At 61.4% G+C, this 24,621-nt stretch carries 22 protein-coding genes and 1 pseudogene; 17 read left to right on the top strand and 6 right to left on the bottom strand.

The window, feature by feature from the left end; translation table 11 throughout:
- Positions 1 to 1,034: 1,034 nt before the first annotated feature.
- Entirely contained in the window at positions 1,035 to 2,261 is a 1,227-nt protein-coding gene (hmpA, locus tag J7355_RS15315; RefSeq protein WP_209064246.1) for an NO-inducible flavohemoprotein, read from the bottom strand.
- A gap of 79 nt (positions 2,262 to 2,340) precedes the next feature.
- On the opposite strand from hmpA, the gene J7355_RS15320 reads away from it, so the two are divergent.
- The 6 genes from J7355_RS15320 to sugE all read left to right on the top strand — a co-directional run bounded on the left by J7355_RS15320 (position 2,341) and on the right by sugE (position 5,385).
- Positions 2,341 to 2,772, top strand: coding sequence for an Rrf2 family transcriptional regulator (locus tag J7355_RS15320; protein ID WP_209064249.1), 432 nt, complete (start codon positions 2,341 to 2,343; stop codon positions 2,770 to 2,772).
- A 41-nt stretch (positions 2,773 to 2,813) separates the two neighbouring features.
- Entirely contained in the window at positions 2,814 to 3,131 is a 318-nt protein-coding gene (locus tag J7355_RS15325; protein WP_123592102.1) for a carboxymuconolactone decarboxylase family protein, read from the top strand.
- A gap of 12 nt (positions 3,132 to 3,143) precedes the next feature.
- On the top strand, positions 3,144 to 4,106 hold the full coding sequence (locus tag J7355_RS15330; RefSeq protein WP_247740031.1) for a nitronate monooxygenase: 963 nt from the start codon (positions 3,144 to 3,146) through the stop codon (positions 4,104 to 4,106).
- Positions 4,103 to 4,315, top strand: coding sequence for a DUF2945 domain-containing protein (locus tag J7355_RS15335; RefSeq protein ID WP_123592104.1), 213 nt, complete (start codon positions 4,103 to 4,105; stop codon positions 4,313 to 4,315). Before J7355_RS15330 ends, J7355_RS15335 begins: the two co-directional genes overlap by 4 nt.
- 9 nt (positions 4,316 to 4,324) lie before the next feature.
- Complete coding sequence (locus tag J7355_RS15340; RefSeq protein WP_209064254.1) at positions 4,325 to 4,864, top strand: DUF488 domain-containing protein; 540 nt, start codon at positions 4,325 to 4,327, stop codon at positions 4,862 to 4,864.
- 200 nt (positions 4,865 to 5,064) lie between these two features.
- Positions 5,065 to 5,385 (top strand): quaternary ammonium compound efflux SMR transporter SugE, encoded by a 321-nt coding sequence (gene sugE, locus J7355_RS15345; RefSeq protein WP_209064257.1) that lies wholly within the window; start codon positions 5,065 to 5,067, stop codon positions 5,383 to 5,385.
- Between the two features lies 1 nt (position 5,386).
- On the opposite strand, the gene J7355_RS15350 is transcribed toward sugE, so the two are convergent.
- The 3 genes from J7355_RS15350 to J7355_RS15360 form a co-directional block, all read right to left on the bottom strand.
- Complete coding sequence (locus J7355_RS15350; protein WP_209064260.1) at positions 5,387 to 5,605, bottom strand: hypothetical protein; 219 nt, start codon at positions 5,603 to 5,605, stop codon at positions 5,387 to 5,389.
- 26 nt (positions 5,606 to 5,631) lie between these two features.
- Positions 5,632 to 6,030: a nucleoside diphosphate kinase regulator gene (gene rnk / locus J7355_RS15355; RefSeq protein ID WP_209064263.1), complete on the bottom strand. Its 399-nt coding sequence runs from the start codon at positions 6,028 to 6,030 to the stop codon at positions 5,632 to 5,634.
- Between the two features lie 232 nt (positions 6,031 to 6,262).
- Complete coding sequence (locus J7355_RS15360; RefSeq protein WP_209064266.1) at positions 6,263 to 8,011, bottom strand: chloride channel protein; 1,749 nt, start codon at positions 8,009 to 8,011, stop codon at positions 6,263 to 6,265.
- A gap of 158 nt (positions 8,012 to 8,169) precedes the next feature.
- Between J7355_RS15360 and J7355_RS15365 the strand changes: the two genes are divergently transcribed.
- The 3 genes and pseudogenes from J7355_RS15365 (at position 8,170) to J7355_RS15375 (ending at position 10,601) form a co-directional block, all read left to right on the top strand.
- Positions 8,170 to 8,847 (top strand): FCD domain-containing protein, encoded by a 678-nt coding sequence (locus J7355_RS15365; RefSeq protein WP_209064267.1) that lies wholly within the window; start codon positions 8,170 to 8,172, stop codon positions 8,845 to 8,847.
- A gap of 3 nt (positions 8,848 to 8,850) precedes the next feature.
- The gene (locus J7355_RS15370) at positions 8,851 to 9,840 is read left to right on the top strand and encodes a bile acid:sodium symporter family protein (RefSeq protein WP_209064269.1); all 990 of its coding nucleotides are present in this window, start codon (positions 8,851 to 8,853) and stop codon (positions 9,838 to 9,840) included.
- Positions 9,841 to 10,005: 165 nt separating this feature from the next.
- Positions 10,006 to 10,601: pseudogene (locus J7355_RS15375) on the top strand (tyrosine-type recombinase/integrase).
- 268 nt (positions 10,602 to 10,869) lie between these two features.
- On the opposite strand, the gene J7355_RS15380 reads toward J7355_RS15375, so the two are convergent.
- Positions 10,870 to 11,769, bottom strand: coding sequence for a LysR family transcriptional regulator (locus tag J7355_RS15380; RefSeq protein WP_209064270.1), 900 nt, complete (start codon positions 11,767 to 11,769; stop codon positions 10,870 to 10,872).
- 115 nt (positions 11,770 to 11,884) lie between these two features.
- Between J7355_RS15380 and J7355_RS15385 the strand changes: the two genes are divergently transcribed.
- From J7355_RS15385 to J7355_RS15420, 8 genes are all read left to right on the top strand, one after another.
- Positions 11,885 to 13,036, top strand: a complete 1,152-nt coding sequence (locus J7355_RS15385; protein ID WP_209064272.1) for a TDT family transporter — start codon at positions 11,885 to 11,887, stop codon at positions 13,034 to 13,036.
- Positions 13,037 to 13,220: 184 nt separating this feature from the next.
- A complete protein-coding gene (locus J7355_RS15390) occupies positions 13,221 to 14,774 on the top strand; it encodes a 4Fe-4S dicluster domain-containing protein (protein ID WP_209064274.1) in 1,554 nt (517 codons plus the stop codon).
- Positions 14,775 to 14,792: 18 nt separating this feature from the next.
- Positions 14,793 to 17,705, top strand: coding sequence for a molybdopterin-dependent oxidoreductase (locus tag J7355_RS15395; protein WP_209064276.1), 2,913 nt, complete (start codon positions 14,793 to 14,795; stop codon positions 17,703 to 17,705).
- Entirely contained in the window at positions 17,702 to 18,667 is a 966-nt protein-coding gene (locus tag J7355_RS15400) for a molecular chaperone TorD family protein (RefSeq protein ID WP_209064278.1), read from the top strand. Before J7355_RS15395 ends, J7355_RS15400 begins: the two co-directional genes overlap by 4 nt.
- Positions 18,664 to 19,041 (top strand): DUF202 domain-containing protein, encoded by a 378-nt coding sequence (locus tag J7355_RS15405; RefSeq protein WP_209064280.1) that lies wholly within the window; start codon positions 18,664 to 18,666, stop codon positions 19,039 to 19,041. The genes J7355_RS15400 and J7355_RS15405 overlap by 4 nt, the downstream gene beginning before the upstream one ends.
- Positions 19,038 to 19,391, top strand: a complete 354-nt coding sequence (locus tag J7355_RS15410) for a DUF202 domain-containing protein (RefSeq protein ID WP_209064282.1) — start codon at positions 19,038 to 19,040, stop codon at positions 19,389 to 19,391. The genes J7355_RS15405 and J7355_RS15410 overlap by 4 nt, the downstream gene beginning before the upstream one ends.
- A gap of 155 nt (positions 19,392 to 19,546) precedes the next feature.
- The gene (locus J7355_RS15415; RefSeq protein ID WP_209064283.1) at positions 19,547 to 20,857 is read left to right on the top strand and encodes a molybdopterin-dependent oxidoreductase; all 1,311 of its coding nucleotides are present in this window, start codon (positions 19,547 to 19,549) and stop codon (positions 20,855 to 20,857) included.
- 17 nt (positions 20,858 to 20,874) lie between these two features.
- Positions 20,875 to 22,821 carry a c-type cytochrome gene (locus J7355_RS15420; protein WP_209064285.1) on the top strand — a complete coding sequence of 649 codons (1,947 nt, stop codon included), beginning with the start codon at positions 20,875 to 20,877 and terminating at the stop codon, positions 22,819 to 22,821.
- Between the two features lie 382 nt (positions 22,822 to 23,203).
- Here J7355_RS15420 and J7355_RS15425 read toward each other — a convergent pair whose 3' ends face one another.
- Positions 23,204 to 24,589: a hypothetical protein gene (locus tag J7355_RS15425; RefSeq protein ID WP_209064287.1), complete on the bottom strand. Its 1,386-nt coding sequence runs from the start codon at positions 24,587 to 24,589 to the stop codon at positions 23,204 to 23,206.
- Between the last annotated feature and the right edge of the window lie 32 nt (positions 24,590 to 24,621).

The raw sequence follows: 24,621 nt of genomic DNA on the forward strand, positions 1-24,621 counted from the left end.
GTCGTATCGTCTCGCATGGTGGTGGCACCTCTTCTGTCGTCTGAAATCAGTGATTGGTCTTACTAATTTCAGCAGGTGGGTGCCGCCTCCTTCAATCGCTCATACACCAGAAATGAGCGTAGCTCTCACTAGAAGCAGAGTACCTCGAAATCGCTGATCCAGACGCGTTCGCTGATCGCGTTAAGGAAGGGTATATGCCAAACGCCGGGCAGGAAGCTCCATCTGTTATCTCTGTCAACATGCATGCTGCCAGCGCAGTGGTTCTCGAATTCTTGGCGCGCGCATTCCCGTTCCGGCTCGACGGTAACGTCGAGTTCGCTCGGGTCGAGTATGACCTAGCTTCGGAGGAGCGAAACCATGTTTCGGACGGAATTTTTGCTTCTGACTCCTCGAGTCTACTTGGCATAGGACTCCGCAGGCCTTTGCTTGACTTGCCGGCACTGGAGGACCCGGAATGATCGTTCGGCTTAAAGAAATCTTTGAACGGCTTGCAACGTGGTGGCGCGGTGATCTAAAAGTCCTTCAAGCAGAGGGGGATACGCTGCCGAGACGCATACCGCACGGGCGCCTTATTCATATGGTCGATGCGGGCGAGAGTTGGTCTGTAGGTTTTCAATGTCCGTGTGGTTGCGGCGACGTCATTGAGTTGCTCCTACTTAGAGCAGTGAGTCCGCACTGGACCCTCTCGGTAGACGGCCTCCGCCGGCCGACTTTGTACCCGTCTGTTTGGAAGGCCACCGGCTGCAAATCACACTTCTGGCTTAAAAATGGACGGGCAGTTTGGGCAGGGTCCAATCTTTCGGGACACTAGGAGATTGGGTTTAAGCAACTTTTTTAAGTCCGCTTTGGGTCGCTATCGGCCAGAAGCCGCCGTCGTGATAATCGATTCGGGTAGTTTCCAATGATGCTGGACACTCTGGATGGGTGCGCTACGTGATAGCAGGGTATGTTCGAGGCCCGGCTCGGAGTGCCGCTTTGGATTCGAAGAAAGCCTGTAGTCGTAGAGACAATCGACAACTACAGGCATGTTCTCGTCAGGCGGCAAGTTGCCCACCCGGGCCGAAGAACTCGTAATGCAGATCCTGTTCAGGCACGCCGCGTTCTCGCAGCAGGGCATGAACATGCTCAAGCATTGGCGTCGGCCCGCAGAAGTAATAGGCCGCTAGCTGTTCACCGACCATCTCGTCGAGTAGTGTTGCGTCGATCAGGCCCTCACTGTCGTGCAGCCCGGCGGCCCGATCGGCCTCGCGAGGCACGTCGTAGCGTACATGAACGCTGAGGTTCGGATGCTCGGTCTTCAGCGCGTTCAATTCGTCCGAAAAGGCCAGGACGGCGCCGTTGAGCGCGCCTTGAATAAAAATGATCGGACGCGTGCTGTTCGAGTTTTCAACGGCGGCGTGCAGCATCGAGATCACAGGCGTCACCCCCACGCCGCCGGCGATGAACACCAGCGCCTTATTATCGTTATCAGGGATGTCGAGCGTGAATTCGCCACAGGGCGGGCTGAGCTCTACGCGATCGCCGGCATAGATGCGATCGTGCACGTAATTCGAGAAGATGCCGTGCGGTGCCTCCTCCGCGGCTGCGGGCTCGCGCTTGACGCTGATGCGGTAGTAATCGCTGCCAGGCGGATTCGAAAGGCTGTAATTGCGCATGACCGTCTGGCCATTCGCGAGAGTCGCACGAATGGTTATGTACTGCCCCGGCGCATGGGCAGCTAACGGTTGGCCGTCCAGCGGCTTGAGATAGAATGACGCGATGTTGTCGCTGCTTTTCTCGCGCCGATCAACGATGAACGACTTGAAGCCGTGCCAGCCGTATACCGCGTCCTGGGTGCTGTAGATCTGTTTCTCGCGGGCGATAAATATGTCCGCCAGTACGGCGTAAGCCGCTGCCCATGCGTCGATGATGTCGTCGGTCGCGGCTTCGCCGAGCACTTCGCGAATCGAAGCGAGAAGGTTGTCGCCGACGATCGGATAATGCTCGGGCTGGATGCTCAGCGATGCGTGCTTCTGTGCGATCAGTTCGACGGCGTCGCCGAGCACGGCCGGGTTATCGATATGCTGCGCATACGCCAGGATCGCGCCGGCCAGAGCGCGCTGCTGGCTGCCCGAGTGCTGGTGCGCCGGGTTGAAATAGTCACGTACCTCCGGATTGACGCGAAACATCCGTTCGTAGAAATGCCGTGTCAGCGTTTCGCCGTGCGCCTGCAATACCGGTAACGTCTGTTTGACGATCGATTTTTGTTGATCCGTAAGCACCGTTGTCTCCAAAATAGGTAAGTGACATGCCAATTAATAATTGGTATGTTAGTTACCGAATTAAGAAAGTCAAGCCGTCATGCAACTGACCACACATACGGACTATTCCCTGAGGCTGCTGATCTATCTGGCGGTTCGAAAAGAGGGCATGCCGGCGACGGTTCAGGCGGCGGCCGATCGCTATTGTATTTCTGCGAACCATATGGCGAAGGTGGCTCAGACCCTTGTGCTATATGGCTATATCAACAGCCAGCGAGGCCGCGGTGGTGGGCTGTCGCTCGCAAAACCGGCGACCCAGATCAATATCGGTGCGGTGGTTCGTCGTACGGAAAATCTCAGGCTGCTCGAATGCTTTGGCCCGAACTCGACCTGTCCGATCGATCCCGCATGCCGGTTGAAGAATATTCTGGGCCGCGCGCAGACCGCGTTTCTTGAGGTGCTCGATGAGTATTCGCTGGATGCCCTCGTAACCAACGAAGACGAATTACGGATGTTGCTCGGCGGCGCGTAAGCGCCACGGCGGTTTCGGTTCACACCAGGCGGGAGCAGACCATGAGCCAAACACCGGGACAAAAGCGCAAGGAACTGACACCGGATGCCGAGCAGGCGTGGCGAACGTTCAGCAAGGCGGTATTTGCCGAGGGCGAACTCGATGCCAAGACCAAGCAGCTGATTGCCGTCGCTGTGGCGCACGTTACGCAGTGTCCACACTGTATTGAGGCGCATGCTCCGGCGGCCAAGCGAGCCGGCGCGACCCAGGGTCAGGTCATGGAAGCAATCTGGGTGGCCGCAGAAATGCGGGCCGGCGGCGCTGTCGCGCATTCACATCTTGCGCTGGATGCGTACGACAGCGCACCGGATGACGGCTAGATGTACGGCGCCTTGAAAGAACTGTTGGGTATCGAACATCCGATCCTGCTGGCGCCCATGGGCAACGTCTCAGGCGGTGCGTTGGCGGCTGCCGTGAGTCATGCGGGCGGTCTCGGCCTGATCGGCGCGGGTTACGGCGATGCGGACTGGTTGGATCGTGAATTTCAGAAAGCAGGCGAAGCGAGGATCGGTGTCGGCTTCATAACCTGGGCGCTGGCGCGCAATGCGTCTCTGCTTGATCTGGCGCTCGCCTACGAGCCCGAGGCGGTGATGTTCTCGTTCGGCGATTGCACGCCATTTCTACCCGCGGTGCGCAAGGCCGGTGCGAAGATTATCTGTCAGGTCCAGACGTTGGCGCAGGCGCGTGATGCCGCGGCTGCCGGCGCGGATCTGATCGTGGCCCAGGGTACGGAAGCGGGCGGGCACGGTGGGACACGGTCCACATTGACCTTGGTTCCGGCCGTCGTGGACGCCGTGGCGCCAACGCCGGTCGTCGCTGCCGGCGGTATCGCCGACGGGCGTGGACTGGCTGCCGTATGCATGCTCGGGGCTTCGGGTGCGCTGATTGGCACGCGGTTTTTTGCCAGCGAAGAGGCGCTGGGCCATGCCAACGCGAAACGCTATATTGTCGAAAGCCAAGGCGATGCAACAGTAAGAACGCGCGTGTTCGATATTGTGCGCGGCTATCCTTGGCCGGTGCATATCACCGGTCGCGTGCCGCTCAACCGCTTCTCGGAGCAGTGGCATGGGCGTGAAGATGCCTTGTCTGCCGATCTGGCCCATCAGCAGATACGCTACCGCGAAGCCGAAGCCGCGAACGATACCGATACCACGGTTGTGTTTGCCGGCGAGGCTGTGGATTTGATCGATACCATCGAGCCGGCGGCAGCGATCGTCGCGCGGCTCGCAAGCGAGGCGTACCGGCTGATGGGGATTCCTTCTACATCCGACGCGAAAATTGGGAGCGTGCGATGAGCCAGACATTCAAGGTTGGCGATCATGTCGCCTGGAATTCCGAGGCCGGTCAGGTCAGCGGGCGTATCACCAAGGTCCATACGCGCGATTTCGAATACAAGGGCCATATGCGGCGTGCGTCCGTCGACGAACCGCAGTATGAGATCGAAAGCGACAAGACCGATCATATCGCGGCTCACAAGGAATCCGCGTTAACGCGGATCGAGTAAAACAGCGCCGTGTCGAGTTCTGTCTTCTATACCGTCGGCCATTCGACGCGTACGCAGGAAGAGTTGATCGATCTGTTGGGCGTGGGCGGGGTCGATCATGTTGTTGACGTGCGAGCCATGCCGCGTTCGCGCACCAATCCGCAGTTCAATCACGATGTCTTCGCGATGAGACTCGCGGCCTCGGGTATCGGCTATGACCATAGCGAGGCACTGGCCGGTCTGCGCAAACGTTCGAAGACGGTCGCCGACGAGATCAACGGCTTTTGGCGCAACCGCAGCTTTCATAACTACGCGGATTACGCGCTGAGTACGCGCTATCAACAAGCGATCGAATCATTGATCGAACTGGGCCAATGCCATGTCTGTGCGCTCATGTGTGCCGAAGCCGTATGGTGGCGCTGTCATCGACGCATCATTGCTGATCACTTGCTCCATCGCGGCGAGCGCGTCTGTCATCTGATGAACAAGGATCGTATCCAGTCCGCCGAGATGACCTCGGCCGCACGTACCGGCGACAATGGCATGTTGATCTACCCCGCGGCCGAGTGAGTGCCGGGCCGCCTCGCTTATGCGCTAGCACGGCGATACCCATACGCGGGACGCCGAGCACGCACAATTTGATCGCCCGGCAGGCGTACCAAGCGTTGCGTCTGGTCGAACGCCTGCCTACCCTGTGTCGTCGAGGCCACGACCTCTCCCAGCTATGGGCCGGAAACGACCGGGACGACCCGGCACCGCAGGAGAGACGCGTGCCCTGGATCATATTGTTCGCTGCCGGCCTGTTGGAGATCGTCTGGGCGTTCTCAATGAAGCAATCGGCCGGCTTTTCCCGACTCACCCCGTCGGTCGTAACACTCGTTGCGATGGTGGCCAGTTTTGGTCTGCTGGCGATTGCGATGCGCACGCTGCCGCTTGGCACGGCCTATACGATATGGACCGGGATCGGCGCGGTGGGCGCGTTCTTCGTGGGCGTGTTGGTGCTCGGAGAATCGGCAAGCACACTACGCATTCTGGCGCTGATCCTGATCGTGGCTGGTCTTGTTCTGATGAAACTCGCGTCCGAAGGATGATCTATCGCTGAGACGCGGGCGTCCGCTCCGTCTGCTCATCGACTTTGGCGAGTGATTCCAGCGTTTCGTTCAAATCCAGCCGTCGCATCGCGCTGATCGCCACTTCCAGCGCGCCTTCGCCGCATAGCCCGGAGATCGAGGCGTCCTTGTAGCCGGCCAGTGCCGCTTCGATACAGGCATCACGCACGCCCGCGGCGATTGTCAGCTCATCGGTTTTCATGGCTAATCCCTTGGCGCGAGTCGCACCTAGCGATGGCGAGCTTCGGGTTGATCACGCACCTCGAGCACACGCAGCTTGAGCGTATCGCCGCCTGGCACCTGCCACTGGATCATCTGATCGACCGCAAGACCGAGCAAGGCGCTACCCACCGGCGCGAGTATCGATACCTTCCCAGGGCTGCCGTCCATATCCTTCGGATAGACGAGCGCGAGCTCGAAACGTTTTCCGCTGTCGACATTTTCGAACGCGATAGTGGAATTCATCGTCACCACATCGGCCGAGATCCCGTTCGACGCTACGACATGAGCACGGCCAAGTTCAGCCCGCAACTCGCGTATACCGGGCACGCTGTCGCCGGTTTTGTCGAGCAACGCGTCGATACGTTCGTAATCGGTTTCGGTAACGATGATCGGTGGCTGATCCATGAGGTTGTCCAAAGCTTGTCGCCTATCAGCGCGACTCTATGAGTGGGCTAACCCGTTATTAAAGCATAGTACAGGCGGTGCCGGAACAAGTCGTCGACAGGCAGTATCGCGGGCGCCGATTGGTTCTGATCCGTCGGGTTTCGACCGCTGGGGCTGCCATGAGCAGGCTTGCCGAACGTTGGCGTGCCGCATGGCACGTCAGCTCCTTCGCAAGCCGACCGGCGATAGTCTGCTAGGTACCAGGCAAAGCAATGCCGTCTTCATGCATACCGCGCCGATGCGCGGCGATGACCGCGCCGCGATCGATATAGCCCACGAGTTTGCGATCGTCCTCGCGGCTGACGACCGGCAGACGGCCGATATCGTGATAGAGCATTCGGCGTACGGCTTCACGCACCGTTTCGTCGGGATAGGCACGAACGACATCGGTTGTGCATATCGTATGCGCGGTCAACGGATTGGCCGCTGATTCCGACTGAGCGCGGAGCACGTCGCTGCGGGTGAGGATGCCGATCAGGGTCTTGTCGGCGTCGACAACGATCAGTGCATCGCTATGGCTTTGTGCGTCGGCTTCCAGGCCCAGGCGGGTCGCGACCGATGCCAGGGACGCGTTCGCGTCGATCGGCTCGGAGTGCGTCTGCATGACCGAAGCGATATCGGCGCGCTCGAGCGGGTCGACCTCGAATTCCTGGTTCACGCGCAAGCCGCGGCGCGCCAGTTTCTCGGTCATGATCGTGGTGCGCATGTAGAGAATGCTTATTCCGGTCGCGATCACGCAGACCAGCATCAGGGGCAGTATCGCGTCGTAGTTGCGGGTGATCTCGAAGGCGAAAACGATAAGCGCGAAGGTGGCGCGGGAAGCAGACGCAAACAGGGCCGCCATGCCAACCAGCGCAAACGCCGCCGGCTCGAGCGGAGCGCCCGGCAAGAGTGCGTTACCCGCGATTGCGAACAGCGCCCCCAGCGCCGCGCCGGTCATGAACATGGGGGCCAGCAGCCCGCCGGATGTACCCGAACCCAACGACACCAGCAGAGCCGCGGTCTTGAATACGGCGATCGACAGCAGTGCGGCGACCGCGAACTCGTTGTTGAGCACGCCCGTGATCAGGTCGTATCCCACGCCCAGCACCTCGGGCGCGAACAACCCGATCAGCCCAAGGCCCAGCCCACCCAGGGCCGGGCGCCAGATATCGCCGATCGGCAGCGCCTCGAACGCGTCCTCGACCACGAACAGCAGCTTGCTGAAACCCACGGCAACAAACCCGATCAGGATCGCGAACAGGACATACGCCGGTGCGTTGAAGGGCAATCCGAAGTCCACGGCATCCATCGCGAACAGCGGGCCGTCGCCGATGAGGGCATGGCGCAACGCGGTGGCCACGGCCGTGGCGATGACCAGGGGTATGAACGAGCGTGGCCGAAACTCGAAAAGCAACAGTTCGATTGCGAGGATCACGCCCGCGAGCGGGGTGCCGAAGATCGCGGCCATCCCGCCGGCCGCGCCACAAGCCAACAGCACCTTGCGCTCCGCTGCCGTTGTAGAAACCACTTGTCCGAGCAGAGAGCCCAGCGCGCCCCCGGTCTGGATGATCGGCCCTTCGGCGCCAAAGGGCCCGCCGCTCCCGATCGCGACGACCGTAGATATTGGTTTGAAGATCGCTACCCGCAGAGAGATACGGCTGTCGCTGGTCAGCACGGCTTCCATGGCTTCGGGGATGCCGTGGCCCTTGATCTTGGGCGAGCCATAGCGGGCCATCAGCCCGACAAGCAATCCACCGATGGCGGGCACGATGACGATCCACGCGCCAAGGTTATGGTCCGCGACGCTCGGCAGTTCAAACGAAACGGCTTGCATGAACGTGACGTTGAGCGCGAGCGCGATGAGGTTGAACAAGGCGTACGCGACCAGCCCCGCCAGCAAGCCGGCCACGCACGCAAGCACCGACATATGTACCGCGCGCAAACGTTCGTGGCGGCTCATGAAAGATTGATTGTTCACGGCGAGCGTAAGCAGAGGTTGAACGGATCGCAAATTCTGCCGGAGACTGATGTTGATTGCAGGTATTAATCGACGGACCGTAGCGTTGCGTTTCTTATTAAAGGTAGGATGATTGGTTAATAGGTCATATAGGAGAGATCATGAAGTTGGCCCAACTGTCGCGCGGCTCGCTCGTGGAGTTGGTGATAGACAGTCTTCGAGAAGCGATCGAAACGAAGCGGTGGCCCGTCGACGAACGCATTCCGACGGAGTCGGCCTTGTCCGAGCAGTTGGGTGTGAGTCGGAATACGGTCCGAGAGGCCGTACGCGTGCTGGCGCATGTCGGCCTGCTTCAGGTCCGCCAAGGCGATGGCACCTACGTGCGCGCGCAATGCGACCCGGGCGAAACCTTGCGCCGGATTGATCGAGCCGCGCTGCGTGATCGCATCGAAGTGAGGCTGACCCTGGAGGTCGAGGCCGCACGCTTGGCGGCCGCGCGACGCAATGATTCCGACCTGCGGGAGATGCGCTGCACGCTCGATGCCCGCCGCGACGCCGGCATGGATCTGTCTCAGCGCATCGATTACGACGAGCGATTTCATCACGCCGTAGTTGCCAGTGCGCGTAACAGTGCGCTCTCCGATCTTTACGCCTACTTCTCGCGCGCGATTCGGAACACGATCGAACGCACGGAGATCGATCTCGATCTGCCAGAGCCGACCCAGGCCGATCACGAAGCGTTACTGCAGGCGATCGAAGCAGGCGATGCAGAAGCAGCCGAGTCTGCGGCCCGACACCTCTTAACGCCGTCGCTGACGGCTCTGACATCCGAGCGTTAAACCATGCGTCGCTTTATCGATGGGTTCACCATGCTGTTGCTCGGCGCGATCGTGCTCGCCGCTTTTGTGCCCGCACGCGGCGACGCCGCGGACATGATGGGTGTGGCCGGGCAGGTCGCCGTCGCGCTGCTGTTCTTTATTCACGGTGCAGCGCTGTCGCGCGCGTCGGTGCTGACCGGCGCCGCGCACTGGCGGCTGCACCTGTTCATATTCGCGATTACCTTCGTCTGCTTTCCGCTCGTCGTACTGCCCATATCGGGGCTGGCACCAGTTTGGATACCACCCGAACTGGCACTCGGCTTTCTCTACCTTGGCGCCTTGCCGTCGGCGGTTTCTTCGTCGATAGCATTTACGGCAATGGCCGGCGGTAATGTGCCCGCGGCGGTCTGCAGTGCAGCGGCCTCGAACGTCTTCGGCATGATGATGACGCCGTTTCTGTTAATACTTCTTGCGCAGACTGCCGGCGGTGATGCATTCGCCGTGGGTGATGCCTTGCGGGATATCGTTGTGCAGCTTCTCCTGCCCTTTGCCGCGGGCCAGGCCATCAGGCCTTGGGTCGCCGACTTTATGGACCGGCATGAGGCACTTTCGTCACGCTACGATCAAGCAGTGATCCTGATGATCGTCTACGCCGCGTTTTCGAAGTCGGTGGCCAGCGGACTGTGGCACGACCTGCCGCTGGGTGCGATTGCACTCGCAATTGGTCTGTGTGCAGTTTTACTCGCGGCCATGATCGGTATCGCAATGGGCTTGTCACGGAGACTTGGCTTCAACCTCGCGGACGAGACCGCAGCAGTATTTTGCGGCTCGAAGAAGAGCCTGGCGTCGGGTCTACCCATGGCGAATGTTCTGTTTGCCAGCAATCCAGCGCTCGGTATGATCGTGCTGCCCATCATGGTCTACAACCAGATTCAGATCGTGGTCGGTGCGTTACTGGCCAAAGCTTATGCGAAACGCTTGCGACGCCAGACGGTGAAGGAGCCGGACACATAAGTCTCGTACGGTACGCTTGTGTGAAGAACTTATCCAAGAGGTATGTCCGCTTTGGGTCGCTACCTGATCACGGGTAATCGGTCGGATATTGACGGTTCCGGTCATCAAAAAGGAATCGTCATGGAGTATATCGACCAATGGAAAGGCACTTCTTCTAAAGGGTCCATCATTCCGTGGAACAAAGGCCGCCTAGTTGGTCCAAAGCCACCGCTAAAGCTCAAGGAGATCTGGGGCATTCGGGTACGGCTACAGCTTGCGACCCAGACGCGGGATCTCGCACTGTTCAACCTCGCGATCGACAGCAAGCTACGCGGGTGTGATCTGGTTAGGCTGAAGGTTCAAGACGTCGCGCACGGTGGCCGCGTACTGTCCCGCGCCGCGATTGTTCAGCAGAAAACGGGCCGACCTGTACAGTTCGAATTGACAGAGCAAACGCGTACCTCAATCGAAGCATGGATAAGCGCCGTCGCGCTGCGACCCAATGATTATTTGTTTCCGAGCCGGCGTCGGGTTCTCCACATCTATCCACGCGGCAATACGCCCGAGTCGTTAAATCGTGGGTTGAGAGCATCGGCCTTGATCCTCTCGAGTACGGCACGCACTCGATGCGTCGCACGAAAGCGACGCTGATATATAGTCGAACGCGCAATTTACGCGCCGTGCAGCTCTTGCTGGGACATACGAAGCTGGAAAGTACGGTGCGCTATCTGGGCATCGAGGTCGATGATGCGCTCGAGATGTCGGAGCAGACAGAAGTATAAAGGGCATCGCTGCCGAACGAGTTAGCTCTAGGCTCGTTCGGCGCGTACGCCTACCGGCCAAAAGCGGACTTATCGGTTACTCTTTTGTATCTAGGGAGAGCGACGGTTTGCGCTTGCATTATTCAATTTAACGGGACCGTGCCAGCTAGGGCTGCTCGAACCATTTTGTCCACTTCCAGTCTAGTTTGGCTTTGGTTCTTAAATATCGAATTGAAGGTGGTAAGCAGGATCGCCGACTAAGCACTTGAAGCGAGATGTTTTTTGTCGTCTACGTTGGCCTGGCTTGAAGTGCTTGAGCGTCAAGTGTCTGTTCGAACGCGTCGATGAAATGCGAGCGGCTGCGCTCGTTGCTGTGGATACGCCATAGCGGACGCGTTAGTTCCAGCGTGCTCAGCGGCACCGCCTGGATATCGCCGCGTGTGATGGCGGGCTGTGTTGCGAGCGAGGTTACATAGGCCAGGCCTGCGCCCGCGGCCACGGCGCGCAGCAGGCCTTCGGGCTCGTCCATGACGAATTCGGGGTGCGGCGGGGCGTGGCCTGCCATGGCTATGCCGTGCTCGAAGACCGCACGCGTGCCCGAGCCGCGCTCACGGCCGATCCACGGCCGCTGTGTGAGTTCGGCGAGTGAGACGCTGTCGAGATTCCAGTTCGCCGGGGCAATGATCTGGACGTGGTCGGTCTGCCAGTGTTCGGCATCGATATCGTCGCGTGTCGGCGGGCCTTCGATGAAGCCGACGTCGGCTTCGCCGGCGGCCACCCGGCGCTCGGCCTCCACGCTGTTGCCCGAGCGCATATGCACCCCGAGGCGCGGATGCGCGGCGCGCAGATCAGCCAGAATCGATGGCAGCAGATAGCGGGCGAGCGTGGTTGAGGCGGCAACGCGTACCTTGCCCACCAGATCGTCCGATCGCACCTGCAAGCGATCGGGCAGCGCGTCGAGCTGTGCCAACGGGTTTTCGATGAAGCCGCGTAGCCGACGCGCGTCGGCCGTGGGTTCGAGCCAGCGGCCGCGACGCTCGAACAGGGGAGTGTTCAGTCCGTCGGCGAGCTCGCGTAGCGTCTGGCTGACCGCGGCTTCACTGAGATGCACCCGCTCGGCCGTACGCCTGACCTGGCCAGTTTCCATCATGACGGCGAAGACGTGGAGCTGTCGGAGGGTGAACTTCACTTAAGTCATTCCTAAGTGTCATACAAGCAAGGTTTGATTGTAATGCATTGGGCGCCGGATCAAGGTAGAGCCTAGAAATCTAACGATCGACCGAATCACACGGTCTGTTTTCACCATGTCGACCGCGCCTCTGACGCACCTCAGCCACCCGCGTGAACTGATCCGTCATTTCACGCCGAACTGGTTCACCGCCACGATGGGCACCGGGATTCTCGCTTTGGCGCTGGCCGCGTTTCCGTGGGCGATACCGGGGCTCGCGGCGCTCGCCGAGGGCCTGTGGTTTTTCAATATCGGCCTGTTCGTGCTGTGCACGCTGCTTTACGCCGCGCGGTGGATTTTCTTTTTCGATAGCGCGGTTCGTATTCTTAACCACGGCGTGGCCTGCATGTTCTTCGGCGCCATCCCGATGGGTCTGATTACGCTGGTCAACGGGTTTCTAGTATTCGGCATCAATCACTGGGGCGATACGGCGGTGCGTATCGCGGCTGATCTGTGGTGGCTCGACGCCTTCATGGCGCTGGCCTGTGCCTGGTTCGTGCCGCTTTTGATGTTCACGCGCCAGGAACACGCGCTCGAGAATATGACGGCGGTGTGGCTGCTGCCCATTGTGGCCGCGGAGGTCACGGCCGGCTCGGGCGGGCTGGTGGCGCCGCATCTCGGCGCCACGGATGAAGCGCGCGCCATGATCTTTTTCAGCTATGCGCTGTGGGCGACGTCGGTCCTTCCGGCGATGGGTATTCTGGTCGTCCTGTTTCTGCGCATGGTCCTGCACAAGCTGCCGGGCAAGGACATGGCCGTCTCGAGCTGGCTGTCGCTCGGGCCACTGGGCACCGGCACCCTCGGTCTGCTCACACTCGGCAGCGCCGCGCCCGAAGTGCTCTCGCAACCCGCCATTGCCGATGCCGCCTACGGTTTCGGCATCATCGGCGGCGTCATTCTCTGGGGCTACGGGCTGTGGTGGCTGGTCGTGGCCATGCTCACCACGCTCGTGCAGCTGCCCATGGGACTGCCGTTCAACATGGGCTGGTGGGGGTTCACCTTTCCGCTGGGCGTGTATTCGGTCGCCACGCTCAAGCTCGCCGAGCTGACCGGCATTGCGTTCTACGAGGTGTTGGGCGGGCTGTTCGTGATCCTGCTCGCCGGTTTCTGGCTGCTGGTGACCGCCCGCACCGTGCCCGGCATCTATCACGGCTATCTCTTCCAGGCGCCGTGCCTGTCAAACGAAACCGGGCTGCACGATCCGGACGCGCCTGAGGCCGCGCGGTGATGCCTGTGCGCCACGCACGTGCTGTGCCGTACACGGCGGCGCATGAGCGCGGCTATGACTTCAGTTTTCGGCCGGCGTTTCCCGGGTGCCGGCACGGCGCGGCGCCCGCGGCCCGCTCTTTTCCGCTCTCTCAATACAAGAACAATCAGGCATCGCCTGCGCGATCTGATCGTCGAGAAAGCCTATGCTGAACGAAAATTCCGATACCGAACGTCCCATGCCCCGCTGGGCCAAGGTGCTCGACCAAACCACCTGTATCGGCTGTCATGCCTGCACCACGGCCTGCAAGGCCGAGAACGAGGTGCCGCTGGGTGTCTCGCGGACCTATGTGAAGTCGGTCGACGTCGGCGAGCATCCCGATGCGCGCCGGGCCTTCCAGGTCACGCGTTGCAACCAGTGTGTGGATTCGCCCTGCACGGATGCCTGTCCGACCGGCGCCATGCACACTCGCCCCGACGGCATCGTGGATTTCAACAAGGACATCTGCATCGGCTGCAAGGCCTGTATCGCGGCCTGTCCGTATGACGCGATCTTCATCAACCCGGAAGACAACTCGGCCGAGAAGTGCAACTTCTGCTCGCACCGGATCGACTCCGGGCTGGAGCCGGCCTGTGTGTCGGTCTGCCCGACCCAGTCGATCATGGTCGGGGACTTGAACGACCCGGAATCCCGCGTCGCCCAGATGGTCAACCGGGATCCGGTATCCGTACGTAAGCCGGAAAAAGGCACCCAGCCCAAGATGTTCTACAAGGGCGCGCATCAGGCCACCCTCGACCCACTCGCCGCGGCTCGTCCCGATGGGCCGAACTATGCCTGGGCGCAGGCGCCGCAGAATTCGGGTGCGTTTAACGACGGCACGGTGCCCGCGGGTAACCCCCTCGGTGGCAATTCCTCGGCCGCGGCCAAGCTATCCTACGACCAGCCGCACAAGCGACCCTGGGACTGGCGCGTCTCGGCTTATACCTGGACCAAGAACGTCGGCAGCGGAATTTATCTGCTGGCACTGATGCTGGTAGCGACCGGGCTGATCGAGCCGAGTAACCCGCTCTGGCGCTGGGTCGCACCCATTGGCGGCGGCTTCTTCGTGGCCGTGACCTGTCTGCTGCTTGTGGCCGATCTGTCCCATCCGTTCCGGTTCTGGCTGATCTTCTGGCGCCCGCAATGGAACAGCTGGCTGGTGAAGGGCGGGGTGATTCTCGTGGCCTACAGCACGCTGCTGGCTGTCCATTTCGTGCTGAGCATCTTGGGTTTCAATACCGTAACTGCTTGGCTCGGCCTCATCGGCGCGCCGTTGGCCGTGGCCAGCTCGATCTATACCGCCTGGCTGTTCGGCCAAGCCAAGGCCCGCGATCTATGGCAGAACCCGATGCTGGCCCCGCACCTGCTCACCCAGGCGATGGCCGCCGGCTCGGCGATCGCGGTGCCGTTTGCCATGATCTTCGCCAATGAGGCGGCCGTGGATTTTGCCTGCTGGTGGACAGCCGGCGCCACACTGCTGCATCTCGCGTTCGTGGCCAGCGATTTCGCCTCGCCATCGCCCAGCGAACATGCTCGAGTGGCCCACTACGAGATGACGCGCGGGCGCTTTTCACGGTTTTTCGCTGCCGGCGTGGCGCTGTCGGTGATCGGCCTGGCCGCGCCTTGGCTGGGCGTCTGGGTCTGTGCCTTCGCATTCCTCGGTCCGCTGGCCTATGAGCATGCTTTCGTCCAGGGCGGCCAGGCCGTGCCGCTGGCCTGATTGTTCGGAGTAAAGACGATGAAACCAAGCCATCTCATCAAGACGCTCAACAAGCGTATTGCGGCCTTTCGGGCTGATACGGAGGCCCGCGGCGAGACGTTCTATCAGGGACCGAGCCGGATCAACCTGGCCGGTTTCCCGCCCAAGGAACACTGGGACGACTGGATCGCGCTCGAGCCCGTCAAGGGCACAGGCAAGCGCCGCGAGAAGCACTATATGCTCGTGCCGACCACCTGCTTCAACTGCCAGTCCTCGTGTGGCCTGCTGGCCTACGTGGATCGAGAGACGATGGAAGTCCGCAAGTTCGAGGGCAACCCCGAACATGCTGCCTCTCGTGGGCGCAACTGTGCCAAGGGGCCAGCCACGCTCAACCAGATCACCGACCCGGACCGCATCCTCTACCCCATGCAGCGCGTGGGCGAGCGCGGGGAAGGGCGCTGGAAGCGCATATCCTGGGACGAGGCACTCGACCAGCTGGCTACGCGCATCCGTGCGGCGATCGTCGAGGATCGCAAGCAGGAGGTGATGTATCACGTCGGCCGCGAGGGCGAGGATGGATTCACCGAGTCCATTTTCCAGGCCTGGGGCATGGATAGCATCAACACCCATACCAATATCTGCTCGGCGGCCGGGCGCACGGGGCATCAGTACTGGATGGGGTTTGATCGGCCGTCCAACGACTTCGCCAATGCCGAAGTCATCCTTCTGACCAGCGCGCATCTGGAATCCGGCCATTATTTCAACCCGCATGCCCAGCGCATCATCGAGGCCAAGAAGCGCGGCGCGCGGCTCATCGTGGTCGATGTGCGGATGTCCAATTCGACCACGCATGCCGATCACTGGGTCTCGCCGTATCCGGGCAGCGAGGCCGCGATCTTCCTGTCGATCGCCCGGCATCTGATCGAAACCCGAACCTACAACCGGGATTTCGTCGCCCGCTGGTGGAACTGGCGCGAGTTCATGGCGGCGCGATATCCCGATGATCCCGACACCTTTGAAGCGTTCGAGGCGCGGCTGGCGGAAACCTACGCCGAATACACCTTCGAGTATGCCGCCGCCGAGGCACGTATCGATGTCCGCCAGTTGGTGGCGGTGGCCGAGACGGTGGCCGGCGCCGGCACCAAGCTCTGTACCCAGAACTGGCGTTCGGCTGCGGCCGGCAATCTCGGCGGCTGGCAGGTGCCACGCACCTTGTTCCTGCTCAATGCGCTGATGGGTGCGGTGGCCACCGAGGGCGGCATGGCGCCGAACGCCTGGAACAAGTTCGTGCCCAAAAACCCGATGGACACCGAACATCCGGACTGGTGGAACGATCTCATCTTCCCGGGCGATTTCCCGTTATCGGTCAACGAGATGTCGTTCCTGTTGCCGCATTTCCTGAAACAGGGCCGCGGCAAGCTCGATACTTATTTCACCCGCGTTTATAACCCGGTCTGGACCAACCCGGGCGGCTTTGACTGGGTCGAGGCGCTGTCGGACGAGTCCAAGGTGGGCCTGCACGCCGCCCTCACCCCCACCTGGAACGAGACCGCCCACTTCGCCGATCTGGTGTTGCCGATGGGTCATGCCTCCGAGCGCCATGATCTGGTGTCGATGGAAACCCACGACGGCCGCTGGATCTCGTTCCGCCAGCCGGTGGCGAGAGCGGCCCGCGTGCGGCTTGGCGAGACCATCACCGACACGCGCGAGACCAATCCCGGCGAAGTCTGGGAAGAAAACGAATTCTGGTTCGATCTCACCTGGCGAATCGACCACGACGGTAGCCTGGGCATCCGCCAGCACGTCGTCTCCAAGACCGACCCCGACCGGCCGATGACCCAGGACGAATACTACGCCTGGATCTTCGAAAACTCGGTGCCGGGCCTGCCCGAGGCCGCCGAGGCCGAGGGGCTGTCGCCGTTGGCCTATATGCGTCGCTATGGCAATTTCCAGGTCGGCCTGGGCCCGGATCAGCACTATGAAGACGAAATCGTAGGCGACGCGCTGGGCGAGGCATACACCGATGGACGCGGGCGCGTCTTTACCACGGCGGCGGTCGATTATGGCGACGGCCCGACGCCGGAAGCCGACGCCAAAGGGCGTTTGCCGGTCGGCGTAGAGATCGACGGCGCGGTACGGCGCGGTTTCCCCACGCCGAGCGGGCGGCTGGAGTTCTATTCGGCCACACTGGCCGCCTGGGGCTGGCCGGAATATGCGCTGCCCGCCTATATCAAGAGTCATATCCACGCCGACAACCTGGCGTCCGACCAGATGCCGCTGGTGCCGACGTTCCGCCTGCCCACCCAGATCCATACCCGCGGGGCGAACTCGAAGTGGCTGGACGAGCTGGCCCACAACAATCCCGTCTGGATGAACCCGGACGACGGCAAGCGCTTGGACGTGGCCGACGGGGATCTCATCCGGGTGCACGCCGATTTGGGCTATTTCGTCGGCCAGGCGTGGATCACGCCCGGTATCCGCCCCGGCGTGATCGCCTGTAGTCATCACATGGGGCGCTGGCAGTTCACGCCCGGCGGCAATCGTGAACAGCGCACCATGGAAACCGATATCGCCCGCGCCGGCGACGATTGGACGCTCACACCCGTGGCCGATCACTCGCCCATGGCGCCGCAGGAAGGCCAGGATGCCGCCCGGGTCTGGTGGACGGCCGTGGGCGTACACCAGAACCTGACCTTCGGCGTGCATCCGGATCCGATCTCCGGCCAGCACTGCTGGCACCAGGGCGTGCGCGTGACGAAGGCAGAAAGCGGCGACCAGCCCGGCCAGGTCCATGTCGATCGGTCGAAATCCACCGATGTCTTCTACGAGTGGATGGGGCGTACGCGGCCGGTGGTCACGGTATCGCCGGACGGCAACCGTCGCCCGCGCTGGATGCTGCGCCCGATGAAGCCTCGCGGGGATGCCTACAAGCTGCCCGAGGGGTCGGCATGAATCCCTTGAGTGCGCCCTCGGCCGATCTCTGGCGGCTGCTGGCCCGTGCGATGGATACGCCGACCCGCGAACATATCGGGCTGTTCGACGCACTCGGCCTGGCCGCACCCGAGGCGCTCGAGGCCCTGCAGGCGGCCCACGCCGAGGCGTTTGTCACCCAGTGCGCGCCTTATGTGTCGGTCTATGTCGGCGAGACCGGCCAGATCGGCGGCGAGGCCGCTGCCCGTGTGGCCGATTTCCGGCGCCTGCTCGGAGCCGAGGTCGACGCCGATGCCTCGGATGCCATCGCCGACGTGCTGGCCGACTATGCCGATCTCGTGGCACTGGCCGCCGACGATGCCCAAGCCGCGCATGCCCGAGTGGCCCTATTTTGGGAACACATCGCCCCCTGGGCCGGCGTATTCGCCGATGCACTGATCCGCAGCGCGCCGGCGCCCTACGATGGCTGGGCCGGGCTGTTCCAGGCCGCTCTGGGCGCCGAGGCCGTGAATCTGCCTGCACCTACGGCGCTGGCGCTGCACCTGCGGGCGGCGCCCGGATGGCAACCGCCCGCAGACGACGCCACCCACGCCGATGTCGCGCGTGCGCTGCTCGTGCCCGTGACCACCGGCGTCGTACTCACCCGCGCGGATCTGGCCACGGCCGGTGCCGAGCTTGGCATCGCCTTGCCGGTCGGCGGGCGGGCGTTTTTGCTCGAGACCCTGTTCCGCGCCGATACGCCGGCCACTGAAGCCTGGCTGGCTGGCGAAGCGGCGCGTCAGGCCGACGCGCGGGCCGTCGACGTCGAAACCTTGGGCGAGACGGCGCGTTTCTGGGTCGAACGGGCCTTTGCCGCGGAAGAGCGCCTGTCCGCGGCCGGCGATCGTCGTCTCGGCCCGCGCGCCGCGCACCGAAACACGCGCGGGCACGGAAACGCCTCCAATGAAGCGTCAACGCCCGGCCATGAGGAATTGATGTCATGAGTGAATCCGAGTCCGGAAAGCGGGATACGCAAGAACACGAGCCGGATTACCGCTTCACCCTGGCCAACGAGCGCACCTTTCTGGCCTGGATTCGCACTGCGCTGGCGCTGCTGGCCGGCGCGGTCGCGGTGGTGCATCTGGTGCCCAGCTTCGCGTTCGACTGGACGCGCGAGGCCCTCGGCGGTTTGCTCGGCATCATCAGCGTGGGCGTGATCGCTGGCAGCGCACTGCGCTGGCGGGCGGCCCAGAATGCCATGCGCCGGGATGCACCGCTGCCTTCGACCCTGATGCCCTGGCTGCTGGCTGGGGCCGTGATTCTGGTCGGGCTGATCGTACTCGGGCTCATGATTGCCGTGGTGGCCACGAAACAATGAGCGCGCCGCAGCACGCCGGGGGTTCGGAGGGTTCGTCCATCGCCGACCGGGCCGGTCTGCAAGCCGAACGGACCGACCTGTCTTGGGTGCGCACGGGGCTGGCTGTCCTGGCGAATGGTGGCCTGCTGATGCTGCGCCAGGACACAACGCATCCCAGCACGCTGCAATTGATCGCCGGCGCGATCGCGCTGGTGCTCGCCCTGCTGACACTGGCGATCGGCTGGTGCCGAAAACGCGCGCTCGGTGCGCGGCCGTTGCCTAGCGCCTTGGCGGCGTCGGTCGAAGTGGCCCTGCTCGCTGCGGGCGCCGTACTCCTCGTGGGTGCCAGCCTGATCGCGCTTTTGTGTTAGTGAGAATATGGATTGGCGATGACAAGAACCGGACATCGACGCTGGTAACGCAGCGAACCGGCGTGGAACGTAGGCGGCTTCATTGGGACGCGGATGTGCCGTCGGCGCAAACAGAAGCCGGCAAGGCTACGAGCAATATAAAAGGGAGGAAAATCATGAAAGACGATCACAATACAACCGACTTGCAGCGCCGTGCGCTATTGCGTGGCGCGGGTTGGGGCGTGCTCGGCGCTGCAGCCATCGGGCTGGGACCGGGTCGCGCTTCGGCGGCCGTGTCGAGCCAGACCGGCGAAGCCATGCCGGCCTATATCGGCCCGCAGGCGAACCCGCACTGGAATTCGATCGGCCCCTACGTGGCTTATCCGCAGAAGCGCCCGCTGCTGCGGCTGACCGACCGGCCGGTGCAGATCGAGACCCCGCGTGCCTATTTCGACCGGGCGTTTACGCCCAACGACGCTATGTTCGTGCGTTATCACCTGCCGGGCGAACCCAATCATGTGGATCTCGCCAAATGGCGGCTGGAGATTTCCGGCCAGGTCGACAAGTCCATGTCGCTGTCGCTCGCGGATCTGCTCGGCCAATACGAGCCGCACGACGTGGCGGCCGTGCTGCAGTGCTCGGGCAACAGTCGCAGCTATTTCACGCCGCGCGTGGGCGGTGGCCAATGGGGCAACGGCGCCATGGCCAACGCCAAATGGACCGGTGTGCGTCTGCGCGATCTGTTGGACGCCGCCGGCATCACCGACAAAGCAGTACAGATCCAGTTCCAGGGGCTGGATTTCGGCAAGGGCCCGGCCGGCTACGGCTCGCATGCCTTTTTGAAGTCCTGGAATATCGATGATCCGGTGTTGGACAAGGCGATCGTGGCCTATGCCATGAACGACGCGCCGCTGCCCATGCTCAACGGCTTTCCGGTGCGCATGGTGTTTCCCGGCAAGTTCGCCACCTACTGGGTCAAGCACGTGACCTGGATCCGTGTGCTCGACCACGAGGACACCAATTTCTGGATGGCCAAGGCCTACAAGATTCCGGATACCGAAGATGGCGCGACCACGCCGGAGGCGGTGGCCAAGGGCGAGGTCAACATGGTGCCGATCGGCGTGGCTGAGCTGCCGGTGCGTTCGTTTATCGCCACACCCGACGGCGCCACCAAGGCCGTGGCCGGCCTGCCAGTGACCGCACGCGGCGTGGCGTTTTCCGGCACCGGGCCGGTCACCCAAGTGGAGTTTTCCACCGACGGCGGCAAGCACTGGCAGGCCGCCACACTCGGCACGGACCACGGCCCCTACAGCTTCCGCGAGTGGCATGCCGTATTCACGCCCGACAAGCCCGGCGAATACGAGCTCGCCGTGCGCGCGACCGACGCCGCCGGCCATGTGCAGCCGGATCACGGGTTGTGGAATCCCGGCGGTTATCTCTGGAACAAGATCGAAACCCAGACGCTGACCGTCGGACCGGCCGTTTAAACAAGGGGAGAAACATCATGATGACAAAACGCGATTTCTTCGCGGGCCTGGGACTGGCTGTAGCGCTGGTCGGGCTTGCCTCGGCCGCCTGGGCCTACGAATCCGATGAAGCCGGTGCCAATCTCAACGCGCCGGACTATGTCAGCGAGGGCCAGTACGAGACCGGCCGTCTTGGCGAGGTCGACCAGCCGCAGCCGCAAGGCTTCGATACCGGCTCCAGCTACGGCATCAACGGCGCCTGGCCAACCTATGTGCCGGCGCTCGCCGACGGGGCAGGCAAGCAGAAGGTCCAGGCCTACTGCTCGGTGTGCCACAACACCACCTATATCAGCATGCAGCCGCCGTTACCGAGTGAAAAATGGGCCGAAACGGTGCACAAAATGCTCAACACCTTCGGCGCCAAGCAATATATCCCGAGCGAGGCGGGGCCCGAGATCATCGATTATCTGCAGGCGCACTACACGCCGGAGACGATCGGCAACAACACCTATAGCGACGACACGCAAGGTGGTGATTCGGCCGGCGACTCCAAGCCCAATGGCGCCGACAAATCGAAGACAAATGCGGCAGATGCGGCCGTGGCCCCGGCTGACAGCGACTCGCAGGGCGCCAAGATCTACGCGCAGAACTGCGCGGCCTGCCACCAGGCCAACGGCGCCGGTATTCCGGGTGCCTTTCCGCCCCAGGCCGGACACACGCCCGCGCTGCTGGCGGCCGACGGCGGACGCGACTACCTGGCCCATGTGCTGCTGTTCGGGCTGAACGGGCGGATCACGATCGAGGGCAAGACCTACAACGGACAGATGCCGGCTTGGGGTGCTGCGCTCGACGATGCCGACATCGCGAAGGTGCTTAACTATGTGTTGACGGCCTGGGACAATAACGAGTCACTGCCGTCCGGATTCAAGGCTTATGACGCCGCCGAGATCGCCACGGCACGCAAGACAAAGCTCTCTGGAAAGGATGTACACAACGCGCGCAGCGAGCTTGGGTTGGATGGCGCCGGTAGCGCTGAATCGACAACGTCTCACAAGCAGGCGCCAAGCAAGCCTTCACAGGCGCAAGTCTCGCTTACCACGGCCGTGCCCGAGCCGGTGTACGCGACGTTGCAAAACAGCAGCGCGGTCCAGGGTTTGGGGACAGACAGGCGATGGTCGGATATAGGCAGCGCACATTACGATGCCATTGGCCCGAATGGCCGCGAGTTGCTGGTCGGCAATATAGATACCGGTGCGGTTTATCTTCTGGATACTGCGACTGGCCGTAAGCGAGTGACTTTCGACCTTGGTCAGCCGACTCAGGGCGTTAAAATTTCGCCTGACGGAACGCGTGGCCTCGCTATCGTTCCAGGCGCCGGGATCGCTGCGGTATTTGATCTCAAAGCCGGAAAGTTGATCAAAAAGATCAAGGTCGGAAAAACACCACACAATGCAAAATTCTCCGCCGATGGCTCGACGGCATACGTCACGTTACAAGGTGGCGGCGCGATTGCCACGATCGACATGGAGAGCCTGCAAAAGACCGGTGAGATACCGGTCGCCGGCATGGCTCAGCCGCATAATCTTGATTTGTCGGCCGACGGCAAGCGCCTTTGGGTACGCGACTTCATCGGGCATGTGGCGGTAGTCAACATCGCTAGTGCCGAAGTGCTGGCACGGATCGATATCGGCCCAAGCCACGGCGGTATCGATGTCGTGCCCGGTGGTCGTCTAGTGGCCACCGATGCTATCGGCGGCCGTAGCGTCGTTCTTATCAATGCCCAGACTTACGAAAAGGTTGCAACTATCGACGTCGGTCAAGGCCCACATGGCGTGCGCGCGAGCGCCGACGGACGTTGGCTTTATGTCGGCGTTACCGGCGAAAACAAGGTAGCGGTCATTGATCTTGCGAAACACAGTGTCGTGAGGGATATCGGGACCGACGGCGAGTTTCCATTTTGGCTCGCGGTTGCTGGCAATTCATGAAACGGCCAACCGATATTAGTTAATTGAGTCTGTATAGCGCGTGCGAAGGAAATGCCGGTATGTTCTTGAAGTACCGGCCTCGACGGTAGCTTAGTGGAAAACTTTGAAGTGCTCGGTGGTGGTAGCATCCTATTCACGATCGTCGATATAGAAAATTGAAGATATAGAGCAGCGTTTTTACAAAGAAGGTCAAGTGCGCTTATTGACCCTGGTAGTCGATAGTAAATGTCCGCTTTGGGTCGAAAGCCGACCATCTCTAGATAACTGCCCACGTTCAAGCAGCGACCGTTGAGAGAGGTATCTGTAAGAACAGGCCAAATACTTGTGTAGCTAAATTTTTTGTCAGCGAAACGGCCGGTGTCGAGGGCTGGTTCTTCGAGCCTCAGCGATTATTCAGAGCGTGAATCAGCCCTTGAAAGGCAATCTCACGATCAGTTGTCCGGGTGACCGTGCCGGCGGTGATTAGGCCAGCGATAACCGGCGTCACCTCATGTAGCGTGGCTTCCACAACTCTGTCAGCGAAAACGCGCAGGTCTTCGTAATCCTCGAGCAACCCGTAAGCACCGCCGTGTAGAAGTGCAGAGCGACCTTTGCCGTATACCTCTTTCACGATCATAACTACGGTCGATTCTGGGGTGGTGTCGAGCGCGGCGTGGAGAAAATCCTTGATGTATTTATCTTTGCTCATGTGTCCGGACATCACGTCCAGGGCTGCGCCGTAAGCGACTACAGCGTGGCTATCCGATAACTGGCGACGTGCGCTGCCGAGCCAATTCAGGGCATTCGCCCAGTGCTCAACCAAAGGGTTGGCGGTATCTTCTGCGCGGCCCTCGACATATTCCGTTAGCAGTTCGCCCGCCGTATCAAGAAATCTTTGCTGGTCGTTCAAGTTAGACCGAATTTGGTTAGGCGCAGCACCAATTCCAGGGCGAGGCGACTTCATCGACCATAGCTTCTTGCCATCGCTGAGCGTGGAGAGATCATTTGCCGGCTGTAGATAATTCCGACCTGCCATAACAAGATTTGCGGCGTTCGATGAATTAAAGCAGAGACCGATCACGTCGAGCGCGAGAGACACGACAGTGCGGGCCTTTGTCACTGCTCTTTTAGGGTCGTGCTGATCGAAGGTCACGGAAGCAACCCAGTCATAGCCCCGTAGGAAGCGTATGTATCTGGCCGCGTCATGTCTTGCTCTAGGGTCTTCAGCAAACACTTGGAGTCCGTCTAAAGACATCTGATCGATGTGCCTTCTTGTCTGGGCGTCGTTCACGAATTCCGCGAGCCAATCGGAGACACGTCGAAAGGTCACGGGTCCGATGGAGAGCGGGTCAACGCCATGCTCGCCTCGGAAGAGGACGACCGGAATATGTTGCGTTACATCGTGCAACATCGCTTCGAGCTGTTCTTCGAGTATTCGACAATGCTCATGAAGTAGAAGATCGAGTCCGTTGTCGCCGTCTGGGAGGTGCGGGTTCCGGCATTGCTCGTAGAACGTCTGACCCATCGCGAGCAAACAGAAAAACTCGAAGGTGGCTTTCTCAAGGTTGGCATGAGGAAATCGTCCTGACGCCCAGTACCGACCGACTAGCTCTAGTGCGGCAAGGTACCCATCCTCCGTGACCGGATAGCTTTGATCGTCGGGAACCGGGATTTTGCGCGACTCCATGAGTGTCACATCGGGGTCTGTCTCGCGCTTGGCATTATCCTGTTGTTCGACTACGCCGTTATAAACCCGTTCGAGTAGATTTCGATCGATAACGCTTGCCATCTGTGTTTATGCCACGGTGCACTGGAAAAGGG

Origin of the sequence: Endozoicomonas sp. G2_2 (genome assembly GCF_017744135.1) — a bacterium.
Taxonomy (GTDB): domain Bacteria; phylum Pseudomonadota; class Gammaproteobacteria; order Nevskiales; family Salinisphaeraceae; genus Salinisphaera.

Bases quoted from the DNA above. Each gene is read 5' to 3' on its own strand.
- J7355_RS15320 (WP_209064249.1), top strand. From the start codon at position 2,341: ATGCAACTGACCACACATACGGACTATTCCCTGAGGCTGCTGATCTAT.
- J7355_RS15325 (WP_123592102.1), top strand. From the start codon at position 2,814: ATGAGCCAAACACCGGGACAAAAGCGCAAGGAACTGACACCGGATGCC.
- J7355_RS15335 (WP_123592104.1), top strand. From the start codon at position 4,103: ATGAGCCAGACATTCAAGGTTGGCGATCATGTCGCCTGGAATTCCGAG.
- J7355_RS15350 (WP_209064260.1), bottom strand. From the start codon at position 5,605: ATGAAAACCGATGAGCTGACAATCGCCGCGGGCGTGCGTGATGCCTGT.
- rnk (WP_209064263.1), bottom strand. From the start codon at position 6,030: ATGGATCAGCCACCGATCATCGTTACCGAAACCGATTACGAACGTATC.
- J7355_RS15360 (WP_209064266.1), bottom strand. From the start codon at position 8,011: ATGAGCCGCCACGAACGTTTGCGCGCGGTACATATGTCGGTGCTTGCG.
- J7355_RS15365 (WP_209064267.1), top strand. From the start codon at position 8,170: ATGAAGTTGGCCCAACTGTCGCGCGGCTCGCTCGTGGAGTTGGTGATA.
- J7355_RS15370 (WP_209064269.1), top strand. From the start codon at position 8,851: ATGCGTCGCTTTATCGATGGGTTCACCATGCTGTTGCTCGGCGCGATC.
- J7355_RS15385 (WP_209064272.1), top strand. From the start codon at position 11,885: ATGTCGACCGCGCCTCTGACGCACCTCAGCCACCCGCGTGAACTGATC.
- J7355_RS15390 (WP_209064274.1), top strand. From the start codon at position 13,221: ATGCTGAACGAAAATTCCGATACCGAACGTCCCATGCCCCGCTGGGCC.
- J7355_RS15395 (WP_209064276.1), top strand. From the start codon at position 14,793: ATGAAACCAAGCCATCTCATCAAGACGCTCAACAAGCGTATTGCGGCC.
- J7355_RS15400 (WP_209064278.1), top strand. From the start codon at position 17,702: ATGAATCCCTTGAGTGCGCCCTCGGCCGATCTCTGGCGGCTGCTGGCC.
- J7355_RS15405 (WP_209064280.1), top strand. From the start codon at position 18,664: ATGAGTGAATCCGAGTCCGGAAAGCGGGATACGCAAGAACACGAGCCG.
- J7355_RS15410 (WP_209064282.1), top strand. From the start codon at position 19,038: ATGAGCGCGCCGCAGCACGCCGGGGGTTCGGAGGGTTCGTCCATCGCC.
- J7355_RS15415 (WP_209064283.1), top strand. From the start codon at position 19,547: ATGAAAGACGATCACAATACAACCGACTTGCAGCGCCGTGCGCTATTG.
- J7355_RS15420 (WP_209064285.1), top strand. From the start codon at position 20,875: ATGATGACAAAACGCGATTTCTTCGCGGGCCTGGGACTGGCTGTAGCG.
- J7355_RS15425 (WP_209064287.1), bottom strand. From the start codon at position 24,589: ATGGCAAGCGTTATCGATCGAAATCTACTCGAACGGGTTTATAACGGC.